The following is a 23042-nucleotide window of genomic DNA, read 5'->3' on the forward strand; positions in this document are numbered from 1 at the left end:
GTATCATACAAAAAGTGACATACAACAAAGACTGCCTTAAGCTTAAAAACAACCTTGTATGTACGAAAAAAAGTGAGGCTCTTAATACTTCTGATTCAAGCAAGGGGCGCAAATAGTTAGCCTGCGACTATTCAATATAATGGGTACATTGCCGGTTTTCACTTGTTCGTTGTTTGAGAGAAATGTTTTTTATCAGGAACACCTCAAACCGGCTCTATTCCTTTACTTTTCTATAATCGCTTGGTGTCTGCTCGTATAACTGTTTGAAGTTCTTGCGAAAGTTCTTGATATCCTGGTAGCCCACATCTTCCATTATTTCAGAAACCGTCAGGTTGGTTTCTCTCAGTAACTGAGCAGCTCTTTTAAGTCGTATGGTCTTAACAAATTCTCCCGGTGTATTATCCGTTAATTTCTTAATACGGCGATAAAAGGTGGATGTGCTCATGGCCAGTTCTTTGGACAGGGCGTCAGAATCGAAATGAGGGTCGCCTATGTTCTTCTCTACTATTTTAATCGCTTTTTCGAGCAAGATTGCCTCATCCGACTGGATAACAGCATCAGTTGGCTCCAGTTTAACCTTCTTTGAAAACTTTTCCGACAAATAGTTACGACTGGCAATCAGTTGTTTCACTTTCTCAATAAGCAGTTCGGGTTCAAATGGTTTCGTTAAGTAGAGGTCGGCTCCTTTTCGGGCACCGAATAACTGATCCTGCGGAGCCCCCTTTGCCGTTAATAACACAACCGGAATATGCGCAAGCGTATCGTTGGATTTTATTTTCTGACAAAGTTCAAAGCCATCCATACGCGGCATCATAACATCTGAAATAACGATTTGAGGTTTATGCTCAACTATCAGGTCAAATGCTTCAAAGCCATCTGCCGCTTCCAGTATTTCAAACTCCTCAGCCAGTAAATCTGCCAGGTACGACCTTACTTCTTCGTTATCTTCCACAAGCATTAACTTTGCACCTTTGGTACCAGTATTAAGAGAGCGTGATTTTGGCATGACAGGCAATGGCTGGCTGGCAATAACCTGATCAATACTGCTTTCGCCCTGTTTCAGTTCATCATCTGATAAATGCTGTTTGCCTTTGGGCAATATGACACTGAATGTGGTTAATTGTCCCGGCTGGCTTTCCACCTCAACACGCCCTTTATGAAGATCGACATAGCTCTTTACCAGGGCCAGTCCGATGCCTGAACTTCCGACCGAGCGTTTCCCTGAAGCCTGGTAAAAACGTTCGAACAAATGTTTCATATCCTCATCTGAAATGCCTTTCCCATTGTTTTTTATCTGGATGCTCACTTCAGTACCTGTCTCGGAAAGCGAGACTTCCACCTCTCCAGGTGTCCCGATAAACTTGAAGGCATTGGACAGCAGATTATTAACAACCACACCCAATCGTTCACTGTCAAAATATAATTCCGGCTCTTTAAGTTTTAACTGTTTTCTGTATGTGATATTCTTTGTATCAGCCAATTCATTAAAGGCTTCTGAAATATCTTCAACAAAACCGACAATATTCTGCTTACCTGCCTGCAAGCTGATCTTACCGGCTTCGATCTTTCTAAACTCCAGCAGTTGATTCACCAGGTTATACAGGCGCGTGGCGTGCTGGTGTACCAGCTGTATCTTTTTCGAGGTAAGTGCAGGCGAAACAGAAGCCAGATCCTTTTTCAACAGCTCATTTATTGGTGCGAGAATAAGGGTTAATGGTGTTCTGATCTCATGGGATATATTTGTAAAAAACTTAAGCTTATATTCATTGATTGTCTGTTCCTTTTCACGCAATACCTTCTGCATATTGGCAGCATTAACAAGGCGTTCCTGCTTGCGGGTGATAATGGTAATTAATGTGACAACCAACAGGATCAGCATAACGTAAATAACAATCGCATACCATGTGCGCCAGGGTGCCGGCAACACTTCAATAGTAAGCCTTCGTACATTTTCACTCCATACTCCATTACTATTGGTACCGTAAAGATGCAGCGTGTAACTGCCTGGTTTGACATTGCTGAATGATATATGCCTTCGTGTCCCGATATTCACTCTTTCTTCACCACTTCCCTCCAGCCAGTAGGCATATTGGTTACGGTTTGGTGCTTTATAATCAAGCGCGGCAATTTCAAATGAAAATTCCGATTCCCTATAGCTCAGCTCTATATGCTCAACTTCATTGATCGATCTGCTCAGTATACCATCCTGTTCAATGGGCACTTCCTTGTTCAGGATCTTAAAATCAGTGATCACGACCGATGGCATGATGTGATTTTCTTTGATCTGATTGGGATGAAAATAGGTGACATCAGAAAAACCACCAAAATAAAGCATCCCGTCACTGGCCTTAAAGCACGCCGACTCAGAGAAGTTAGATCCGCCTATACCGTCTGATACATCATAATTACGAAATACATTATCTCTTACATGTAACATCGAGATACCAGCGTTGGTGCTGATCCATATATTACCGTTCTCATCGCTTAGTATGCCATTGATATAATCGTCAGACATTCCGTTTGAACGCGTATAATCAGTCAGATCATACGTCTTGCCATCATCTGACCTGGTGAGCTTATTCAGACTGCAAGGTGTTCCGAACCATATTGCTCCATTGTCATCAATCCATGTGCACAAGATGATGTTACACAAGGGTTCTTTCTTATCACTGATGCGTGCTTCTATGGGCAAAAAGGTTGAATCCTTGGCCTGGTACTGAAAAAGTCCTTTATAGGTACCAACCCATAGTTTGTCTTCCTTATCAACAAACACTGAAGTAATCCGATTAATTGGCAGATAACCTTCTTTCCTGTTTGCAACATAGTTACTGACCAGCTGAAAACCGGCATCACTGAATTTATAGTGGTAGAGTCCTTTCTGTTGAGTGGCCACCCACAGATCATCATTGTTCCACAGTATCTGGTGGGCTTTCCTGGGTTCACGTAACTGAGGACTTTTAAAGAAGAGTGCGGCATGTATTAACTCAAAGGAACCTTTTGCATTTTTATTAATAATGTATAAGCCTTCATTGAAACTCACCCAGATATTCTCCTTGTTATCCTTAAAAATACGCTTAACAACGAGTGCGTCCTTGCTATACAGTCGGTCATTTTTCTTAAAGTCTACCTTTTTTAAATCACCCCGCTCATCATACACAAATAAGCCCTGTCCTTTTGTGCCAATCCACAGGCGTTGATATGAATCCTCGAGAATGGTGTTAACATGAAGGTTTAAGAGTCCGCCTGTTAGCTGTGAGCCCAAGGTGTTGAACTGACTTTTATCTGATAAGCGCAGTACACCTCCTCCATCTGTTCCTATCCAGATATCGCCTTCCCTGTCTTCAAAAATATCCAGTATTACATTGTAATCCGTTGAGGCACCTGCTTGACCCTGAGGCTTGATATCAATCGGTTCAAAAGCCTGCTTTCTTCGGTCAAATTTATAGATACCATCTCCCCAGGTACCCAACCATAAATCGCCATGTTTATCCTGCATCAGGGAGTAAGACTTTGGTGACAACATGGTTTTGGTCAATGGCAATTTGAATTGTTTGATCGTATGGTCGTTATAATTCAAGCGAATAAGACTTAAATCCCAGCCAACAAGCCACAAATAGGGCTCTCCCTGGTTGTCCACAACTATTTCTGTCAGCTCATTGTTGTCATTCTGCAGATCAATGGAATTAAAACTATCACCTGCTTTGCAATAGCGTAATCCATTATTAGTCCCGCACCAAACTGTACCATCGGGAGTATGTGCCACTGTATTAACCCTGGCATTTCCTAACCAGTGTTGCAGGGAATCATTGATCAGGTCATAATTTTTCAGGCCTCCATTCCAACCACCAATCCACATACTTGAATCTGACATTGCACCAAAAGCTATTATTCGATTGGGCAATTCACGATTAATATCAGGACAAATAAAATGCTCTTTATCCGGATCATAGATACTGAAACCACCAGATTTTGTACCAATCCATATATTACCGGGTCCATCCTGGTAAAGTCGTTCAATGGATGGATTATTAATACTGTTCAGCTTATCAGTTCCCGGCTTAAAGTGCTTAAAAGCATATCCATCATAACGGTTAAGCCCACCCCTTGTACCGAACCACATAAAACCATATTTATCCTGTAGAATGGAGGTCACCTCATTCTGAGAAAGTCCATTGTTCGTATCGATGAACTGAACGGAATACCGGTTAACGGCATCAGAGTTATGGATATATGCTCCTATTAAAAGGAGCAGTGATAAATAGAATTTCATTAAGCCTCACATGAATGGTATGATCCAAAAATAATAAAAACAAGTAATTATCAGCCTGAAGATCAGCTAAGCTTTCTTAATAAATGTTTTTGGACTTTTAATCAAGGCATGATGGGTATTCTATAAAATAAATAAAGATAAGGTCTGACATACAATGAATCAGGCTCTTTAAATCCGGATTCTTACATACAAATTCAAATAGTTAGCAAATCATAAAGAAATAGTGCTCAATTGAGGTGATGAAGAAAATTTGTTGCAGTCAATCCTTATTCATATCAAAAAAAGGGGCTGCCTAAAAGCAGCCCCTTAATCAAATTAAATACTTGTCTATTGAAAAAATTACTTCACAATTAATTTTTTATTGAAGCCATTACCCTTTGCATCAATACCTTTTACCAGGTATATACCTCCCAGGTCAGCAACGCTTATTTCCTTAACTGAATATGCTTTTTTAACCAGTTTACCAGCTAAATCATATACTTGTACTTCAGCCATTTCAGCAGTAAACTTCAGGTAATCAGTCGCCGGGTTTGGATACATATCAACTGTTGATTCTTCAGTATCTCCAATAGCTGTAGCTTCTGAAATAGTCAATTCGTAAACAGCCGCCCCCATGTTGGCAGAAAGCACTCCGATCATCACCTTGTCAGCCAATACTTCAGCAGCACACGGATAAGCAAACGATACATTCTTCGTTGCCGTTGTTGCACTTAATCCATCTGCAGGCAAGAATCCAAGAGATGTCGCCTGGGCCCAGTCTCCATCAGTAAATTCAAAGGCTTCAAATGAGTTGATTGGTACACCAACTATTCCATCATTCCAATAATTTGTTACGCAAACCATAAAATAACGTCCCTTAAACTCAAAATAAGCGACACCATTAAGGTTGCTTGTTTGTGGAGTCACAGCTCCTGAGAAAGATGCCACTGTTTCCAATGCTGTAGCATCGGCACTACTCATGTCATAGGCTATAGGAAACATATTGTTCCCATCAACAATTACTAAATCATTACTTACAGGTTCCAATTGAGGCGCTGTTGCAAAATTTACCGGTGTTCCATCAACATCCTTAACCTTAAAAATATCTGTGGTTGTTGCCGCTCCCTCATTAAAGTTCCATCGTACGATATAATTCGTTCCAGCAGGAGCAACCACTAAATAACCTGTTGTGCCTGCTTCCATATCACCATAAAAGGCAATACCATCACCCATCCTGAATCCAGGATTATCAGTATCACCTACATTGTGCCAGTTAACGATATTAGTTACATTTACAATACCGTCTTTAGATGCATTCAGTTCAACATAGTAAGCCTTGAAATGACCATTAGGATCACCACTTACTTCATCTGTTGACTGTGTATTACCAGCTAAATTACCAATGATCAGATTACCCGATGCTGTTGCATCAATACTGTTTACTGCAAAAACACCTCCCGAAACAGGATCTGCCGGTAATGCCAGGGTCTGCAAAAGATTACCCGTTGCTCCATCAAGCACAAGAATATTATTATCGCCATTACGTGAAGCTACATACATCTTACCATTGGCCATCACCATGCCACGTTCTGTGGTACTACCCATCCATGAAGGTGCAGAACCCTCCAAAAATGTCCCTCCAAGGTCAGTTGCTGTACTTCTGGTCGAATTATGCCAAACTTCTGTTAAGGTTGCCTGCTGTGCAGAAATTGTTAAGGCTACAAAAGCCATTAAAAAAAGAGTAGAAAGTTTTTTCATAATAAATCATTTAGAGTTTTTTAATAATATGTATGACATGTTATTATTGTCAAATATATTGTATATACAATCTAAAAACAAAATTTACATGATCTTTTTTTTAATATTTTTATTAATTCATATAGCCCAAGCTATCTGCTAGTTACATAATTTGAAGAAAAATGGCGATTCTTATGAAAAATCGCCATTTACATCCTTATTTTTCTATTTTAATTTTGCTGCCAGCCACTCCCGTCTCAGTGACTATTTTTAGAATATAGACTCCTGAAGTAAGATGAGAAACATTTAATTCAGCTCTGTTTTCATGACATTCTTCAGCATCAACAATCCTCCCATACATGTCATACACTGATACTTCGATAATCCTTTCATCAGATTTAACAGTTAATTTATCCCGAACAGGATTAGGGTAAATAGTTAAGTTAAGCTCTTTATAATTTTTCACCGATGTAGGCTGATATGCTTCCCTGATGGCAAAACGTAAATCATCAAAATAAAAAGTCCCACTCGCGGCTCCGGATGAAGAAGATGTCATATGTATGCCATCTAAGTAAAAATTAGTACCATCAAGTACACCGTTCCCATTCACCCAGGCTGTGGAAGTCCCAATAGTCAAATCCCAGCTCACCAACTTCCAGCCAATCCAGTCAACAATATACCACGGACTAGCTTCGTAAGTTGAATTTCCATCTTTGATCATAAACCTGAAACTATTTCCTGAACCATCACCAAACACAAAGGCTTGCAATACATGCCTGGTATCAAATCGATTGGAATTTTGACTGGCAGATGACGGAAGGTATTCCCTGATATAACCTGATCCCGGAGCAGCCCAACCATAACTTAGCTCCATACTGCCTGCGCTTCCAGTTGATTTGACCGTCAATGTTGTTTCATGAGCATTACCTGTCTGTTCAGTAACAATTCCAGATGTTGATCCGGAGGCCTGTGGTTGCCACCATGAAACTATCCCTGTCTCGAAGCCATCAATAACAGTCACTTCTTTTAGTTCCATCTCCTGAACCTCAAACGCAGACTCATGCAGGCTTGTTTTATTACCATAGTTATCCTCTAATCCTGCCTTAAGCTTTACATTATATGCCGAATGATTCACCAAATCCTGCATTGGAAAGAAGTGCAAGACACTCTGCCGCCCAACATAAGCATGCTGAACAACGCCATTGACAGCACCAACCCCTTGCTGAGTTAACACTATAGCATCGGCGGGAATCATGCTTTCGTTGAGCTTTTCGTCCAACACTATGCGAATAACAGGACGGATTTCATTGGAAACTCCATCAGCATCAGGCCATTGCTCTACAATTTGCGGAGCGGTAATATCCGCAGATGATGAAGTGAAGCTCAGGCTGTAATCTCCTCCTTCTGCACCATTATTATCTCCATCTAAAAATTGATCAGTAATACTATTTTTGGCGATAGCTCCATCAACGGTGAGTGTATAAGCCGTTACAAAGGCCAGGTTTTCAGTATTAATTCTTAAAATAAAGTCATCTACCCACTGATAGCTGAGACTTACCATTGGTGCAATTCCTATAGCCTGTTCAACAGAAGTCCTGTCCATCTTTCGGCTAAACACCAGTTCTATATATTTTCCGGGCACAATAGAACTCAATTCACCCTCTTCAACAATTACCTGGTTCACTACAGCAGGTATAACACTAGTCATCACAACATCTACAAAGGTTATATTTTCATCCGTGCGACCATTCGCGTTATTTTTTAAGGTGACATTTACAGACTTAGCCTGATAATCTGATGAACTAAAGGCCACATCCACATTAGCCCCCGGAACTAAATCATCGAAAAAATAAAAACCATTACGTAAGGCTTCCGGATCAGATGTGTAATTCTTAAATAATGACTCATAGCTATCCGTGGTATAAGTGGCATCCCCAATTGTCACTCCCATACCATTGATTGGCAGGCCGGTATCCTCATCTGTAATATAACCCGCAACTACACCCATTTCAGGTCTGTCAATCCCCATATATTGCAGAAACGATCGGTAAGCAGATAAGGCCTCCATCTTTTTCCATTCCGCATTCAGGTTACGCATTTGTTGAGTCGGATTCGTATGAAAGCCTGCCTCACTAAGCAGCGAAGCCATATTGGTTGTTCGATTCACATACAGGTATGGCCATTGGTTGGTATGGGTACTTTCATTACCCAGGTAATATACTCTGTCGGCATAATGGCCACGTGTTGGTATTCTCATCACACCTGTCAGATCATCAATCAGGATTTGACCATAAGCTTTACCTCCGTTGGGTGTTTTTTCAATGGTAGTACCGCTATTATTATAACCACCATACATCGTAAGAGTACTGTTGGCTGATGGAGAACCAGCATCACTATGAATAGAATAGTAAAAGTCAGCTCCTAATGAATTAGCTAAATCAGTACGAGCCGACAATGAGATCTGATCACTATCGGTCAGTCGACACATATGTACTTTAGCTATATCCGTCTGTGTTTCAAACAATTTTTTTATCTCCAAAGCCACACGAAGCACCTTCTCTGCTTCAGAGTAATTATAAAGACCCATATTCTCCGTTTGCGCATGACCGGGATCCAGAAAAATTTCATAGTTACTCAAGCCTGTTACCTGAGCTAAACCTGTATGAACAAAGAAAACAGAGACTACAAATAACAAAAGGCTTTTATATTGTTTAGACAAATTATTTAATAATTGCATAGTATACATTTTGCAGGTTAATTCTGATTTTAAAGCCATTACTCAATTTCCATTAAGTAAACAGCACCATCGCCGACATTGTCCATCAGCACTTTTTGGCCATCAGGTGACACATTTGGATTAAGCGCTATTATATCCGGATCGGATAACAGCACATATGCATCTCCTGTGCTGACATCAACCACCTGCAAAACCCCCTCAGTGAGGGCAACACCATTGTCTTTTACTTTTGCCACTATTAAATGCTTATTATCAGGCAACCAAACAGCCTGCTCTCCATATCCAAGATGCTTCAGATCTGTACCATCCACATCAGATACATACAATCCCAGGCCATTGACCTGAAAAACAACTTTCTTTCTATCAGGCGAATAAACCTGATTGAAAATATATCGCCCTTCAAACTCAGCTGCCAAACTGAATGACACCTGCCCGTTCTTCACTACAGCACCATTGACCAAAGAAAGACCTTGTTCTTTTTTCCCTTTCAGTTGAGATAATCCACTTTCGATACGCTTAATATCATTGTCAATGACAACTGCCACAGCAGCGTCTTCATCTACAAATTGCGGTAAACATCTAAGCCTGGTACTTCTTTCAAGCAATACGGTTTTTTCGAGATTATCAACACTATACAGCACTACTTCATTCATGCGGATATTCTGCTCTTTAACCAAAGATCTCGCTAAAATATGAGCGGCATCGCCTGACCACTGGTAGCCAAAACCAACATTGAGATCATTTGTTAAAACACGCACATTACGCCCTTTCTCATTACACAGGTAAAGGCCATTATTTTTCTCAGAGGTAAAGGCAATCATTTTACCGTCAGGCGACCATTTCGCATTCTTACACACCTGTCCATCAACACTGATTAAACGTACAGGTTTCTTTTTCACATGCGTCTGCGCCATCAACAAGGCAGGCAACATGAGACATGCCACAATAAGTAAATTTAACTTCATAAAGTAGGTTTTTGTTTAGTTATCCAGGTGAATCAAATACACTTCACCCATTGGTGTATGACAAATAATTTTATTGCATCCTTGCACGTAACGAGGATAGGAGCCAAACCGATCCTGAGACAAAATAACTTGCCTGAATCCTGTTGTGATATCGACAGCAACTATTGAAGATGACCTAATCTCTTGCCCATCATCCTGGCTTTGCATCCCGATTATTACATGCTCATTCATCCAAACCGGAGCTTCCAGGTCATCGATAATTTCCGTTTTACCACTTTCTATTTCATAGACAAAGCAGCCCTTGCCTACAGCATATGCACTAATCCATTTTTGGTCAGGAGATAATGAAGGAAACATGTAGTACTGAATATCAAAGGGATTTAGTTGTTGTTGTTCAATTTCAGAAATTGCATACACTAACTCTCCCTGAACAACAGTAACAAATGGATATGACAGATATCCGGCCCTGACAGCATCGGCTTGAAAGCTCTCCTCATCTTCCCACCACATCACCATACGTTTCCACCAGTTTAATTCGGAAACAGTTGCTTCTTCAGTCACACGAATGGTCATTTTCTCAATATCATATTCAAAAACCTTAACTTCCTTACTGCTGCCATTTGCTAATTGAGCAGTATAGAAAAGGCGGCTATCATCCAACGAAAAAACAAGGTTCTCACAAAAGTTATCCGTAGCGCACACCTCCCTTATTTCCTTCGTATCAATATTAAAAAGTCGTAATCCATGTTTAGTATATGAACGAACTGCTATCCACTCACCAGTATTACCCAGTACCGGAAAAAAGGCCCCTTCGTAACCCGGGATCTCAATTTTATCTACCTTCTTAATGCCAATGATTTCCTGGGCATTAGCCATCAGGCTCATTAGCAATGCAAGGCAAACCAGTTGAAAACATTTCATAGCTCAGGCTTTAGTCTGCCTGGCCATTACCAGCCAGGCAGTGTATATCATTGCTTTATAACTTTTATGGTCTTTCTTTGAGTATCACACTCAAGCATAAGCAGGTAAATTCCTTTTTTCAGTGCTCCTGCCTGAAGCATTGCCGTATACTTTCCTGCACTACGATAGTCGTTCACAAGAACCGCCAACTCCTTACCCATTAAATCATAAACCACTAACCTGATCTTACCGGATTCCGGAATAAAATAGGATATTGTTTCAGCATTTCTCCTCAAAATCGTTGGACAATCGACATGCAACAGTTTGTTTTCAACATCATCAATTGCTGTTGCAACAACATCAAAAGATCGTGTTGCTGACCAGGCAGTATAAGAACTACTTCCATAATTCGCCCTTACTTTCACATAATAGCTTGTCAATTCAAGATCAGAATACACCCCTTCATATGTAAAAGCAGGTATAGTCAACACTTTTCTGTCGGTCCAGGGAAATGTTGACGATTTAGACAACCACATTGTAAATGATTTTGCCCGCGGTTCTTCTGCCATTTCAACAACAACCTGCCCCGAACCTACTACAGCTCCTTCAGACGGCGTCAGAATAACCGGCACATCAGGAATAGCATCAACTGTGGTGAACGAAACAAGATCGGACCAGGCAGAAACAATGCGACCACTTATACCCCTCACTCTGAGATAATAGTGTGTCGATGCAGTTAATTTATTGACAGGTACATCAGCCTGCGTAGCCGTAATACTTTCTGCCTGGTAATGAATCGTAGAAAAATCTGAATTCAAGGCAATCTGTACTTCATAGACATAACCTAATCCAAGTCCATTCCACTCTATTGTCGGAGTTTGAGATATACCAGTGGCATTATTGGCCGGCGATATCACCACACACTTAGGCTCATCAACAAGCGTAAAAGAGAATGTGGCAGACACAAGATCTGTAACTCCCAACATTCGGCTTGTTACTCGCCAGTAGTAGGTTTGTCCAATTGTCATAGAAACATTGGTGGCCTCAAACGAATTCGTCTCCACATCCCGCTTGTAAATAATATTATTGAAGCTGACATCTGATGCTACTTCAACTTGATAACCTTCCGCATTACTCACTGCATCCCACGCAAAAGAAAATGGCAGGAACACATCCTGGCCATTCGCCGGGAATGTCAGGTCAGCTGCCACATTCTGCGATGGAGAATGCCCCATCAGTACAGTCGGAAATTCATTTCCATATCTATCCAATACAGCTACAGCAAATTTATGCGTACTTATCAGTTCAGAACGGGCACTAAGATCGAAGCTTTTCCCGTAGGAAATACCTACTATACACTCTGCTTTAAATGTATTCCCGGCATTGGCAACATCTTCATTGGGGATTGCATAGACAACGAAACGCACATTATCCTCCTGTGAATCCCACAACAGATCATTCCCTTCAAGCCTGATATTTGTAACAAGAGCCCTGTCTTCTGCCTGTTTCCAGTTGATGGCGGGCGCTATTGACATATTTTGATACTCATAGGACTTTAAATAATTCACAAATCCCTGCACAAAAAAGTTTTGAGTCCTGAAAAAGACACTTCCCGGCGCCCCGTTTTTATCCGCGTCCCGATTCACCTGAATCTGTTTTCCATACTCAGTAGGGGCCAGTTTCAACTTTGAACCACCGTAAAATGACAAATACTCCAGTAATGACATCCCATTCAGTTCCAGTGCCAAATCTTCTTTCTTTTCTGATTTTAAGGCTGCCGAATATGACGAAGCTTCCAGACCGGATAGGCTATGACTCACATATAAATGACGATGGAAGCGATTACAAACATCGGACCACCAGGGACTTAATACATCATAATCCTGACCTGCACTGGTAGTTGGCCAGTATATCTGTGGTGATATATAATCTACTGTTCCTTCCTTTAGCCATGCTACGGGATCACAGTAAATATCCTGATAAGCATTCATACCCGTAATTCCCTGGGGAAGTTCAATACCCTCCGAAGCAGCCACGTTACTATCGGTGGTCCAAATGCCGAAAGGCGACAAACCAAATGTTACCCAGGGCTCATTGTTTTGAATAACCTGATACACATCTGCCACCATCTTATTGACATTATCCCTTCGCCAATCATGCAGATCCATCCCGGATGGCTTGTACAAACCCTGTGAATAACTATCTAAACTGCCTGGAGTTCCTCCATAAGCATAGAAATAATCATCAAAGGTAATTCCATCAACATCGTAATTCTGGATGATCTCCTTTACTATATTGACAATTAACGTTCTGACACCCGGATTACCAGGATCCAATATGCTTACATTCTTTGAGCCATCACTTTTATCAGGATACTCAAGCACCCATTCAGGATTTGTTTGCCGATAGTCTCCGGCTGCACCATCATATTTTCCAACTGATGACTCAAAACGATAAGGATTCAACCAGGCATGCAATTCCATACCACGCTTATGCGCCTCCTCAATTGCAAATTCCAGGGGATCATAGCCCGGATCCAGTCCACGGGTCGCTACCAGATGTGATGACCATGGCTCATAGGACGATTCATACATTGCATCACATTCTGAACGGACCTGAAAAAAGACAGTGTTTATATTAGCTTCCTGTAACTTGTTCAGAAGGTTTATCAGTTGGTTTTTTTGCTGACTAATGTAATAAGCATCACCCGTTGAAGGTATCTTTGACGAAGGCCAATCAAGCCCCCATACAGTGGTCAACCATGTCGAACGCATTTCGCGTTTTGGACCCGACTGCGCCATCACACCTACACTTAGCAGTAACATGCATAAACAAAGTAAAATTCCTCTCATGTATATGAAATTATCTTTTATAACAAGGTTAATTAGTATGACATTGAGCTTTGCCCATCGACACAACCCAATGTCATTACTGCTTTTATCTCAATTGATGATCAATGGCGATACCATAGGCTTCAACACCTTCTAAAAAGAACTCAGGCGCTGCCGTATCATCATTTAATTTGTATCGTTTTATTCCTGATTGCTGTTGAGGATTATCACTTCCTGCAGGACCTCGATAAGCATAATACAGGTAACCATCGCCGTTCTCGTCTACGTCAATAGCCATTCCTGTCACAAATACATTCTCCGAATCTCCACCAACACCATCGTCAGCACCCAGCATATCAACGATTTTTACATAATTACCTTCCATATCAAAACAGAAAATAATTTTATGAGCCTGTGATGCGGCATAGATAAAACCATTTACCTCATCAACCACCATACCACGAATGGCAAAAGTTGTCATCATTGACCCGGCTGCCGGTGCAGGTTCCTCTGCGCTTACAGCTTCACCTTTTACATCAGATTCAACAAAGCGAAATACTCCGGCTCCATTGGAGTTTTTGGACCACCAGAAGGTATCACCAAATTTGGCTATGGGTCCGTTAACATTACCCCAATAAATACCTTTACCGTAATATCCGGTCCAGTTATTACGAACAAAATAGTCAACTTCATCTGTCGAGAATTTCATATTACGTGTATCCAGAGACATACGGAATATACCTTCGCGTCGATCAGCCCAGTAAATCTGGTTATTGGGCTCATCAATAAAACCATAATAAAAATCCTGGTAGGCATCACCACCAAAGTTCTCTATTACCGTCTCTCTTTTTGAACCATCATGAGCTACTGCGAAAATTTCACCATCTCCCCTTCCGGCAGTTGTAGCAGAATATGTAAAAACTGACCCTGCATCAAAAATATAGCACCAATCACCGGCAAACTGCATTGTCAAAGGATGTTTACCTGAACGGAATCCCAGGTCGAAGGGTTTATTTACCGACTCATCAACACCATCAATAATTTTACGTGACATGACATTACCGTCTTTCACTGCATAATAAAGTGTTTTAACAGGCTTATCGTAGTTAACACGTACATTAACAGTTAAGGGGGCCAGTTGCTTTTCTCCCATGGTAACAGTCAAGCTCACTTTCTGACTTCCAATGGTACCAAAAGTCACCACCGGTGATTCAACTGTTGAGGAAAAATCCTCTCCAACCTCATCTCCCTGCGTTGCTTCAGGAAAATTCCACTTGTAGCTTACCTCCAGGTTTTCAGGATTCAATAACTGCACTGTAAAAGCCACCTCTGACTGATTATAGATAATTGCCGGATCGCTCGACGTGTAGTTTACCACTGGAACAATGTCGCTGATCATCAAGCTTTTCTCCAGCTCATACTTACCACCGTCAACAATTAACCTCACCTTATAGGTTGCTGGCTCAGTGTATTTGTGTACCGGACTTTTCTCTGTAGAGGTGGCACCATCACCAAAATGCCATTCCCAGCTCGACCCGATAATTGATTTGTTTACAAAGCTTATTTCCTCACCTATTACATAATGAATAGATGAAGACTGGTAGGTAAAATCAATGCTTACGTCTGCAAATTCTTCTGATTCAATTTCGTTTTCACATGAGGTAACACCAACCACCACGACCAGGACCAGGAGAAGAGATAATATTTTATGAATTTGTTTCATCGGTCTATTGATTAATTCATTATTAGTTTATTTCAACAGCTTTTAATTCAGAGAACACCTCCACATCATTGCCGTTTACAACTCTGAATTGTGATTCCAGCGTATAAATTCTGCTGTAAAGAATCTGAAAAGCAAATGTGTTAGGATTATAGATCAGATCCTGCAATGGCACCTGACTGAACAGCTCATAAAGAACAGGCTTCGATTCCTCTTTCATTACTTTTTCGGAACCAATAACTTCTTCCGTATCCGGATCAATAATCTCAACATCATCAAAATGAGTGTCAAAAGTCTCCTGGTCGATCAGGGCTGCCCTTTCCACCAATATCAACTGAAGCAGTTCGTAATCGAGTGTTTCGAATAAGCCGTCATAAAACTGCTCAATAAAAGATGCAGGAAACAGTTTTGTCACTTGTCCCTCATCGTAGCTGCCAGGATTTTCTATAATGGTTGGCGCCAGCGTATAACTGACCGGGAAACTATCATCAATGATATACGCTGCCTTTTCAACATCATAACTTGTTGTGACATGCTCATACTCCAATATTACCTGCGACTCCCTTGCTGTTTCGGCAGAGTCAAGAGAAAGTGAGTAATCGTTCACTCCCGAAGTCAACCCATATTTCAGGCTTTTCTGAATACCGTACCAAAGCTCCAGGTTATTAAAGCGGTCATCAACCGACCAATATTCGGTATAAAAAGGCACATCGGCACCAGCCTTTGAATTGGTTGCCCCTGTCTCGTAATATACATTCGCCCCCATATAACCGGTTCGAACCAGTTCGTCGACCGGATCATTTATTTCGCATGCGCTAAAGATCAACATCCCTGGCAATAGAAAAATGAAATATTTTATTATGTTTTTCATCGTCTTTTCTGTTTAATGGATTAGCTTAATTCGTTCTTCCCCAAATCATAGGTTTCTTCAACCATTCAGGATTCTGGAATGCGCCCATACTCTCAAGTTGCGTTCGATTGTACTTTTCTTCAGTTTCAGGATCATAATTCAGACGATGGATCCATTCATTTGGTGTTGACCAATAAGCTTCATACAGGTTATGAGGCCTGCGTAGTCCAGGGTATATGATCTCGCCATTGTATTGAATGCCATTTTCATCATTACTATAGCCATACCTTCGCAGGTCAGTCCATTGCTCTGGTTGCAGATACATGGCAATATACTTCTGCTTCATCACATCAGCCAGTGTAACATTGGCCGAACCAGGTACCGCATTAGGATTGATCAGGTATGCCTCTATTTCTTCGATTGGCACACCCATACGATTCATATGATAACGAATACCTTCTTTCATCTGCTCTACAGCTTTAGCCTTATCTCCTGCCCAATAAGCAGCTTCGGCAACAATAAAATTAAGCTCTCCCCGGGTTAAAAGACAAATGGTAGATGTATCTGTGGTAAGAACCTTATCATACAACAAAGGGTACCATGCAGACTGGTGCGTTGCAGGCATACCAATATTATTTTCCAAATATCTGTAGGTCGTATCAACTCCTGCCTCCTCATCACCACGTGCATCCATCAGATAAGGCAAGCGCGGATCAACTGCCTCGCCGGTCGCAGGGTCATAGCCAAGTACATTTTCCATAAAATACTTAGCAGGAATAGCGCCTAACAAATTATTCGTACGACTCTCCCAGCTATTTACAGCACGATTGGTACGTCCCCAAAAACAATTCTGCTCAACAGCCGTTCCGCCGTCAAACTTGTAATTTGGATCCTGCCAGCCATTAAGTGCCATCTCTGCAGCTTCAATAATCATCTGACAAGTGGCGGCATCAGTATTTTGATTGGGCAACTGGCGCAACAATATGCGGGCCTTAATACCATAAACAAACTGCTTCCATTTAAGCATATCACCTCCATAGATACGGTCAATACTCTCATCCATCTTAACATTAGATGCCTGAGAGACTTCAGGTGAATCGTACAACTCCAATAAAGCATCCACCTCCTCAAGCATCCATTCGTAAATGCTTTCCTGTGTATCATATTCAGGATCCTCTGTATAGGCAGTACTTCTTGGCATATCTCCAAAGGCATCGGTCGTTTGCTGATTGGATAGCAAACGCATGGTTCGCGCAACGGCTTCATAGTTTTCATTACCACCTTCTTCCAGGTAACGCAATATCGTATTCACATTGGTACCCACATCAATGAAATGGCGGCGCCACATGGGGTGACGGTTCATACCTAAAAACTCCCATCCACTCTGATAAGCGCGTGCCCCTGTCTGACTGCGACCACCCGTTGTCAGGCACTGACTCAAATACATCCCATATTCACTATGATCATAGTTTTCAAGGGCACTGTAAAACAGCACCGGTGGCATTAACAGATCCACACTGGCTTTAACTGGCCTGTTGGGGTCGATGTTGTCACTAATAAAATCATCGCAAGAAGCAAAAATTGCCAGCCCCACTATTAATAAAACGATATATCTCAAATTCTTCATGATCTTCATTCTTAAAAGTTAGCGGTAATGTTAAATGCAACTGATCGTGTACTTGGTATCCGCAAATAATCAATACCATAAGTACCAGCTCCCCTGGAATTACCAGTATGGTTAACGATCGGATCAGAACCCGAGTAATTGGACCAAAGCAGAAGGTTACGCCCGGTAACAGTCACTTTAAGTCCATCTATCCCAATTTGCTTCGACATCGAACTCAAATCATAAGACAAGGCAACAGTTGACAAACGAACAAATGATCCGTCTTCCACAAAGTTTGAACTTGCAGGTGCAAAGTAGTTGGTGTAAAATAACTGATCGAAAATAACCGGTGTTGTATTAGGAACATAAGTACCATCGGGCTGTTCCACTACTCCCTCTACAATAATTTCCCTGTTTCTGTAGTCTTCGAGGTTAGCAGCCATACCACTGCCCATTAAATATTGCAATGTCCCATTATAAACATCCCCACCTTTCCTGACATCCAGCAATACTGATAAGCCTAAATTTTTATAACGCCATGAGTTTTCGATACCCACTGTAAAATCAGGCTCCCTGTTACCCAGCAAGGTGGTACTGGTTCCCCCAACTACCGGAGTTCCATTTTCCCTGACTACCACCTGCCCGTCATCTGTTCGCAAATAGTCTTTCCCGGTTATACCAAAGACAGGTCCGTGCTCAATGGAAGACGGTCTCATCGTACCGATTTGACCGGCATAATGATAGATCTCTCTTAAATCATCCGGCAAATCGCCAACCGTTCCTTCATTGTGTGCAAAGTTGGTGGTCAAATCCCATGTCAAATTAGAATTAGTCAAGATGCGCTGATTCCATGTTACTTCAATACCTTTATTGGAAATATCCCCCTCATTACGGGTTTGAAGAACATTACCGGTAGGAAGAGGCACACGCACAGTCACAATCTGCCCGTCAACAAATGTCGAATAGTACGCTACATCTATGCGCGTTTTATCATTGAACAAACGCATATCAACACCAATCTCCCATGAGTCCGTCATTTCCGGATCCAGATAGCGGTTACCGCTACTTACCGGATCGAAACCATAACCACCATCAGGATGTTGCGACCAGTTTTTCAGGTAATTGTGCTGCTTATACGGGTTGGTATCCTTACCAACCCTGGCCCAGTTACCTCTTAGCTTACCAAAACTGATCAAAGGTGAGTCAACATTTAACAACTCCGTTAAAATCAGACCACCACTAAACGAAGGGTAACGGTATGAATCTTTATCATCTGCCAACGTAGATGAGAAATCATTTCTTAATGTAGCTCCAACATGAGCAATACCTTTGTAATCAAATTTGATCTCCCCAAAAATACCCACGAGCTCTTTTTGCGAATAACCTACATAAACATCGTTCTCGTTTTTCACATCCAGGTTATTGAAACTATACAGCGTAGGAATTATAAAGTCATATCCCTTTGCCGACAGTGAGCTTCCTTTACTACGTTTAAAATCGATTCCGGCCATGGCCTCCAGCTTGATGTCTGCTGTAATATTTTTAGAGTATTGAGCGAGGGCTCCAAAATTGATAACCTCACTCTTACCCTCGTATAAAGACATATAGCCCAGGTAAGGCAAATCCTCTGCTGCCGTCTCATCTTCAGGATCAGGCCAGCGTGGTGTTTGTATATATTCGCTGTCTGAGTTGGTTAAATCATAACTCACTCGTCCGGTTAGCTTTAAATCCTTTACCGGGCTCCATCTGACAGCCCCCTGTACCAAAGTACGATAACTATTCCCCTGACTTGAATCTTCGTGTCGGGACCAGTTAGGGTTCAAAGGCGAATTATACCTGTTATTTGAATTTTCATACAACCAGCGAATATTTCCTTCGGGTGTTTTATAATAACTCATGTCGTCATCAATAGGCCATGAGTATACACTGCCCATACTTGAACCTCCTCTTGATTCCTTATTGGTAATATTGGCCATTAAATCGACGGAAAGGTTTTCACGAATCTTATACTCCGACTTAGTCAAAAAGGTAAAACGCTTCAGATAATCATTAGGCATTACTCCTTCATGATCCAAATAACTTAATGAAGCATAGGTATTGAACTTCTCCGTACCTCCTGACAATGACAAGTCATACTTCTGCATGACGCCTGTTTGCAAAAAATTATCAACATTATCATATGTACTTGTACCTTCAGGCATTAACGGTCCCCAGCCCCCTTTTGACTCCTCGCGATAAACACCTAATCCACCACGCAGATAGGAATCCTGCAAGTCCGGCAGATTAGCTACCTGCTCTAACTGAAGTGTCGTACTTAACGAAACCTGCATTGCTCCGGCTTTACCTGATTTTGTTGTGATCATAATGGCACCATTGGCCGCTTCAGAACCATATAAAGCTGCAGCAGCGGCACCTTTCAGAATCGTTACAGTCTCGATATCTTCGGGATTGATTTCGGCAGCTTTTGCCGCACCACCCGCCACATGCATTCCATTCAGAATAAATATTGGTTCATTGTTCATGCTAGGATCAATGGATGAAGCCCCGCGTATTAAGATTTGAGATGCTGCATTTGGCGAACCTCCGGCAGACGATACTTCAACACCCGCTACACGTCCCTGCAAAGAGTTGACAAAATTATTCTGCTTATCCTGTGTAATTTTCTCGGCTCCTACAGCCTGTACTGCAAAATTTAAGCTTTTCTTTTCTGCAACCACACCCATGGCAGTTACAACGACCTCATCCAAACCAGTTGATTCTTCAAGAAGTATAATATTGATCTCATTTTGATCTCCAACTAATATATCCTGCGCCTCAAATCCTATATATGAATACGAGATTGTAGCACCGGCTGAAACCGTTATAACATATTCACCATCAAGGTTCGTTATCACTCCATTGGTGGTTCCTTTCTCTATAATATTAACACCAGGCAGCGCTTCTCCGCCTGCATCCGTTACTTTCCCCGTAACCTGTTTCTGCTCCTGCTGCAATGATAGATTTTCATCACCATGCCTTAAGTCTTCTGCTGAAGAAAACTGTACTGCAGTTACAAATAAACAAAGACACAAAGCAGTTTTTTGCAGCCATGCAAAATCTTTCTTGGTCTTTTCCAGTAGTTTATTTCTCATTGGTATTAGATTTTGATTTAACGTTATTTTATATCATCATTATCTTCATGTCATACATCATTCATTTTAAACAATGTTATGCAATTTTAACATTAATATATGATATACACAAGTGTCAATAGCATTTGTATGACCACTCTTCTAGCCTTTATACCTTGCCGTTACAGCATTTACGACATTTATAATATTTTTACATATCATGTCATACATATTAAATATATACACACAACAAGCTAATGCGACAATAAAGCTGTAATACAAAAAAAAGAATAACAATGCAGAGCTACAGGCAAAAGGGAACACAAAACAAGCCACATCCCTCGTGTGCTTGTGCCAAGGAATGACTTCCTGACTTGATTTACAGGAAGACTTAAGCCAGTACCCGAAAAGAAGTTTTAATAATGAATAAGGCAGCCAATTAGCTTATCATGAAGTACTGTATATTTATTTCTTATCAACAAGTTTTACGATGCTCCCATCCATAAAGGACGCAAGTAATTCCCGGTCATTGAGGGGAACAATTTTATTTAACGACGAATTACACACTTTATATCGCCACAACAACTCTTTCTCTTGGATATCAACAGCAAACACTTCTCCATTTTTCGTACCTCCATACAAAACATTGTGTGATTCAACCAAAGGCACGGGATTGTGTTCATATCCAAATCCCACATTAACTACCCAGTCATTACCTTTATCAGGTTCATCAGTAGGATAAGCCACGATGGAATCATTCATCGACTTGGCGAAAAAGAATCGTCCGTCAGCCGATATACCGCATGACTCACGAACCTTATGCTTATTGGTCCTGAACAATTGCTCTCCACTTTCCAGGTCAATCACCGTCATGTGCCTGTCTGGCGCTACAATAAATACCTTTTCATCGCTCACTACCGGCACTACATTACCAGGTGAATATAAAGTTGCCCCATGTCCGTTGGTCCACTTCCAAAGCATCTCCCCGGTTTGCTTATCAATACAGTGCAAAAATCTATCCCAGGCTCCAAATATTACTTTGTCGTTTGTAATACACGGCGATGCCTGAACGAATCCACCAACATCTTTGTATTGCCAGATAATCTCCCCAGTTAATGCATTTAGCTTTAACATACCGCCCTTTCCACAGGCCACATACAAGTGATCATTATTTATTCTTCCTTCACTAAAGACCGGGTATTTTACATCCGTCTGCCAAACCAATTCTCCCGTGTGCTTATGAAATGCCTTTATAAATCCTTGCGAAGTTCCAACAATAGCAAATTGCTGATAAACAACGGGGCTTGAGTATTGCGGCTTACCCAGATCCTGACTCCATAGTAGCCGGTCCTTAGGCAGATCATAACAATTTAAGAGTCCATCGGAAGCCAGCCAATAGATGCATTCATTATCATAAGCCACACCACCAAGCACCGAAGCAGAAGCCTCAGTCAACACCTTAACTTCGATGTTTTTATACCATTCATTGATCGAATAATCAACTGAGGGTGGAAGCTTCATGGAATCAATCTGTGAGCTTTGACCCATATCCCAACTGAAAGCCAGTTGTGGTTCATATCCTAATCGTTTACTTTTTATCCTGACTATATCACCTTCCAGTTCAATAATATTATATCCAACATCTTGCTTATCGTGACCAACCAGGGCTCGCCCCATCACTCCGGTTATTCCATTGAAATTAAGTAACTGCAATTTATGCCCATGACCGCAAAAAGCCATTTTGACTTCATGCTTTTTTAGTTGAGCTGTCACTTCAGGCCAGTTATCCAACCCGTCAGCTAATGGATAATGTGCCATTGAGATTAAATGCTTATTCGCATCTGACTGCTTTAACATTTTTTCAAGCCAAAACAGGTCTTCCTGTTTCACATGACCATCTCCCATTTTCATGTAAGGACCTGTATTAAAACCAACAAACTGAAACGCATCGGTACTGAAGAAAAACCGATCATCACCAAAAAGCCTTTGGTACGTCGCGCCACCGGTCTCAGACCAATTTGTTTCGTGATTGCCTGGCAAAATATAATATGGAATTTCCAGTGAGTTCAGAATGTTTTTTACAGCCAACAACTCATTGTCAGACCCCATATTGGTCAGATCACCAGTTATTACAACAAAATCATATATTCCATCATGATTAATCTCACTTACAACTTCAGCAAAATAACCTTCGTTAGTATTGCCGGGCTCAACATGAATATCGGTAAGAAATGCAATAATAACTTCCTCTTTGGGACGACAAGCCACTGCACATACCATCATTAGTAAAATGCACAGATACTTAGGATTCATTGGCATCATATCAATCTATTTAAA

At 41.2% G+C, this 23042-nt stretch carries 11 protein-coding genes; all 11 read right to left on the reverse strand.

Annotated elements, in window-relative coordinates:
- Positions 1 to 214 precede the first annotated feature (214 nt).
- Complete coding sequence (locus ACRD69_RS04810; protein WP_430813932.1) at positions 215 to 4270, reverse strand: two-component regulator propeller domain-containing protein; 4056 nt, start codon at positions 4268 to 4270, stop codon at positions 215 to 217.
- Positions 4271 to 4609: 339 nt separating this feature from the next.
- Entirely contained in the window at positions 4610 to 6007 is a 1398-nt protein-coding gene (locus tag ACRD69_RS04815) for a T9SS type A sorting domain-containing protein (RefSeq protein ID WP_430813933.1), read from the reverse strand.
- A gap of 196 nt (positions 6008 to 6203) precedes the next feature.
- Complete coding sequence (locus ACRD69_RS04820) at positions 6204 to 8723, reverse strand: N-acetylmuramoyl-L-alanine amidase (RefSeq protein WP_430813934.1); 2520 nt, start codon at positions 8721 to 8723, stop codon at positions 6204 to 6206.
- A gap of 38 nt (positions 8724 to 8761) precedes the next feature.
- Positions 8762 to 9688: a TolB family protein gene (locus ACRD69_RS04825; protein ID WP_430813935.1), complete on the reverse strand. Its 927-nt coding sequence runs from the start codon at positions 9686 to 9688 to the stop codon at positions 8762 to 8764.
- A 15-nt stretch (positions 9689 to 9703) separates the two neighbouring features.
- Positions 9704 to 10609 carry a hypothetical protein gene (locus ACRD69_RS04830; protein ID WP_430813936.1) on the reverse strand — a complete coding sequence of 302 codons (906 nt, stop codon included), beginning with the start codon at positions 10607 to 10609 and terminating at the stop codon, positions 9704 to 9706.
- Between the two features lie 47 nt (positions 10610 to 10656).
- Complete coding sequence (locus ACRD69_RS04835) at positions 10657 to 13440, reverse strand: family 10 glycosylhydrolase (protein WP_430813937.1); 2784 nt, start codon at positions 13438 to 13440, stop codon at positions 10657 to 10659.
- Positions 13441 to 13525: 85 nt separating this feature from the next.
- The gene (locus ACRD69_RS04840; protein ID WP_430813938.1) at positions 13526 to 15142 is read right to left on the reverse strand and encodes a PKD domain-containing protein; all 1617 of its coding nucleotides are present in this window, start codon (positions 15140 to 15142) and stop codon (positions 13526 to 13528) included.
- 22 nt (positions 15143 to 15164) lie between these two features.
- Positions 15165 to 16010 (reverse strand): hypothetical protein, encoded by an 846-nt coding sequence (locus ACRD69_RS04845; protein ID WP_430813939.1) that lies wholly within the window; start codon positions 16008 to 16010, stop codon positions 15165 to 15167.
- A gap of 25 nt (positions 16011 to 16035) precedes the next feature.
- Positions 16036 to 17616, reverse strand: coding sequence for a SusD/RagB family nutrient-binding outer membrane lipoprotein (locus ACRD69_RS04850; protein WP_430813940.1), 1581 nt, complete (start codon positions 17614 to 17616; stop codon positions 16036 to 16038).
- An 11-nt stretch (positions 17617 to 17627) separates the two neighbouring features.
- Positions 17628 to 20726, reverse strand: coding sequence for a SusC/RagA family TonB-linked outer membrane protein (locus ACRD69_RS04855; protein WP_430813941.1), 3099 nt, complete (start codon positions 20724 to 20726; stop codon positions 17628 to 17630).
- 444 nt (positions 20727 to 21170) lie between these two features.
- A complete protein-coding gene (locus tag ACRD69_RS04860) occupies positions 21171 to 23027 on the reverse strand; it encodes an outer membrane protein assembly factor BamB family protein (protein WP_430813942.1) in 1857 nt (618 codons plus the stop codon).
- Positions 23028 to 23042 lie beyond the last annotated feature (15 nt).

The organism is Carboxylicivirga agarovorans, from assembly GCF_050589845.1.
Taxonomy (GTDB): Bacteria; Bacteroidota; Bacteroidia; order Bacteroidales; family Marinilabiliaceae; genus Carboxylicivirga; species Carboxylicivirga agarovorans.

Bases quoted from the DNA above. Each gene is read 5' to 3' on its own strand.
- ACRD69_RS04810 (WP_430813932.1), bottom strand. From the start codon at position 4,270: ATGAAATTCTATTTATCACTGCTCCTTTTAATAGGAGCATATATCCAT.
- ACRD69_RS04815 (WP_430813933.1), bottom strand. From the start codon at position 6,007: ATGAAAAAACTTTCTACTCTTTTTTTAATGGCTTTTGTAGCCTTAACA.
- ACRD69_RS04820 (WP_430813934.1), bottom strand. From the start codon at position 8,723: ATGCAATTATTAAATAATTTGTCTAAACAATATAAAAGCCTTTTGTTA.
- ACRD69_RS04825 (WP_430813935.1), bottom strand. From the start codon at position 9,688: ATGAAGTTAAATTTACTTATTGTGGCATGTCTCATGTTGCCTGCCTTG.
- ACRD69_RS04830 (WP_430813936.1), bottom strand. From the start codon at position 10,609: ATGAAATGTTTTCAACTGGTTTGCCTTGCATTGCTAATGAGCCTGATG.
- ACRD69_RS04835 (WP_430813937.1), bottom strand. From the start codon at position 13,440: ATGAGAGGAATTTTACTTTGTTTATGCATGTTACTGCTAAGTGTAGGT.
- ACRD69_RS04840 (WP_430813938.1), bottom strand. From the start codon at position 15,142: ATGAAACAAATTCATAAAATATTATCTCTTCTCCTGGTCCTGGTCGTG.
- ACRD69_RS04845 (WP_430813939.1), bottom strand. From the start codon at position 16,010: ATGAAAAACATAATAAAATATTTCATTTTTCTATTGCCAGGGATGTTG.
- ACRD69_RS04850 (WP_430813940.1), bottom strand. From the start codon at position 17,616: ATGAAGAATTTGAGATATATCGTTTTATTAATAGTGGGGCTGGCAATT.
- ACRD69_RS04855 (WP_430813941.1), bottom strand. From the start codon at position 20,726: ATGAGAAATAAACTACTGGAAAAGACCAAGAAAGATTTTGCATGGCTG.
- ACRD69_RS04860 (WP_430813942.1), bottom strand. From the start codon at position 23,027: ATGATGCCAATGAATCCTAAGTATCTGTGCATTTTACTAATGATGGTA.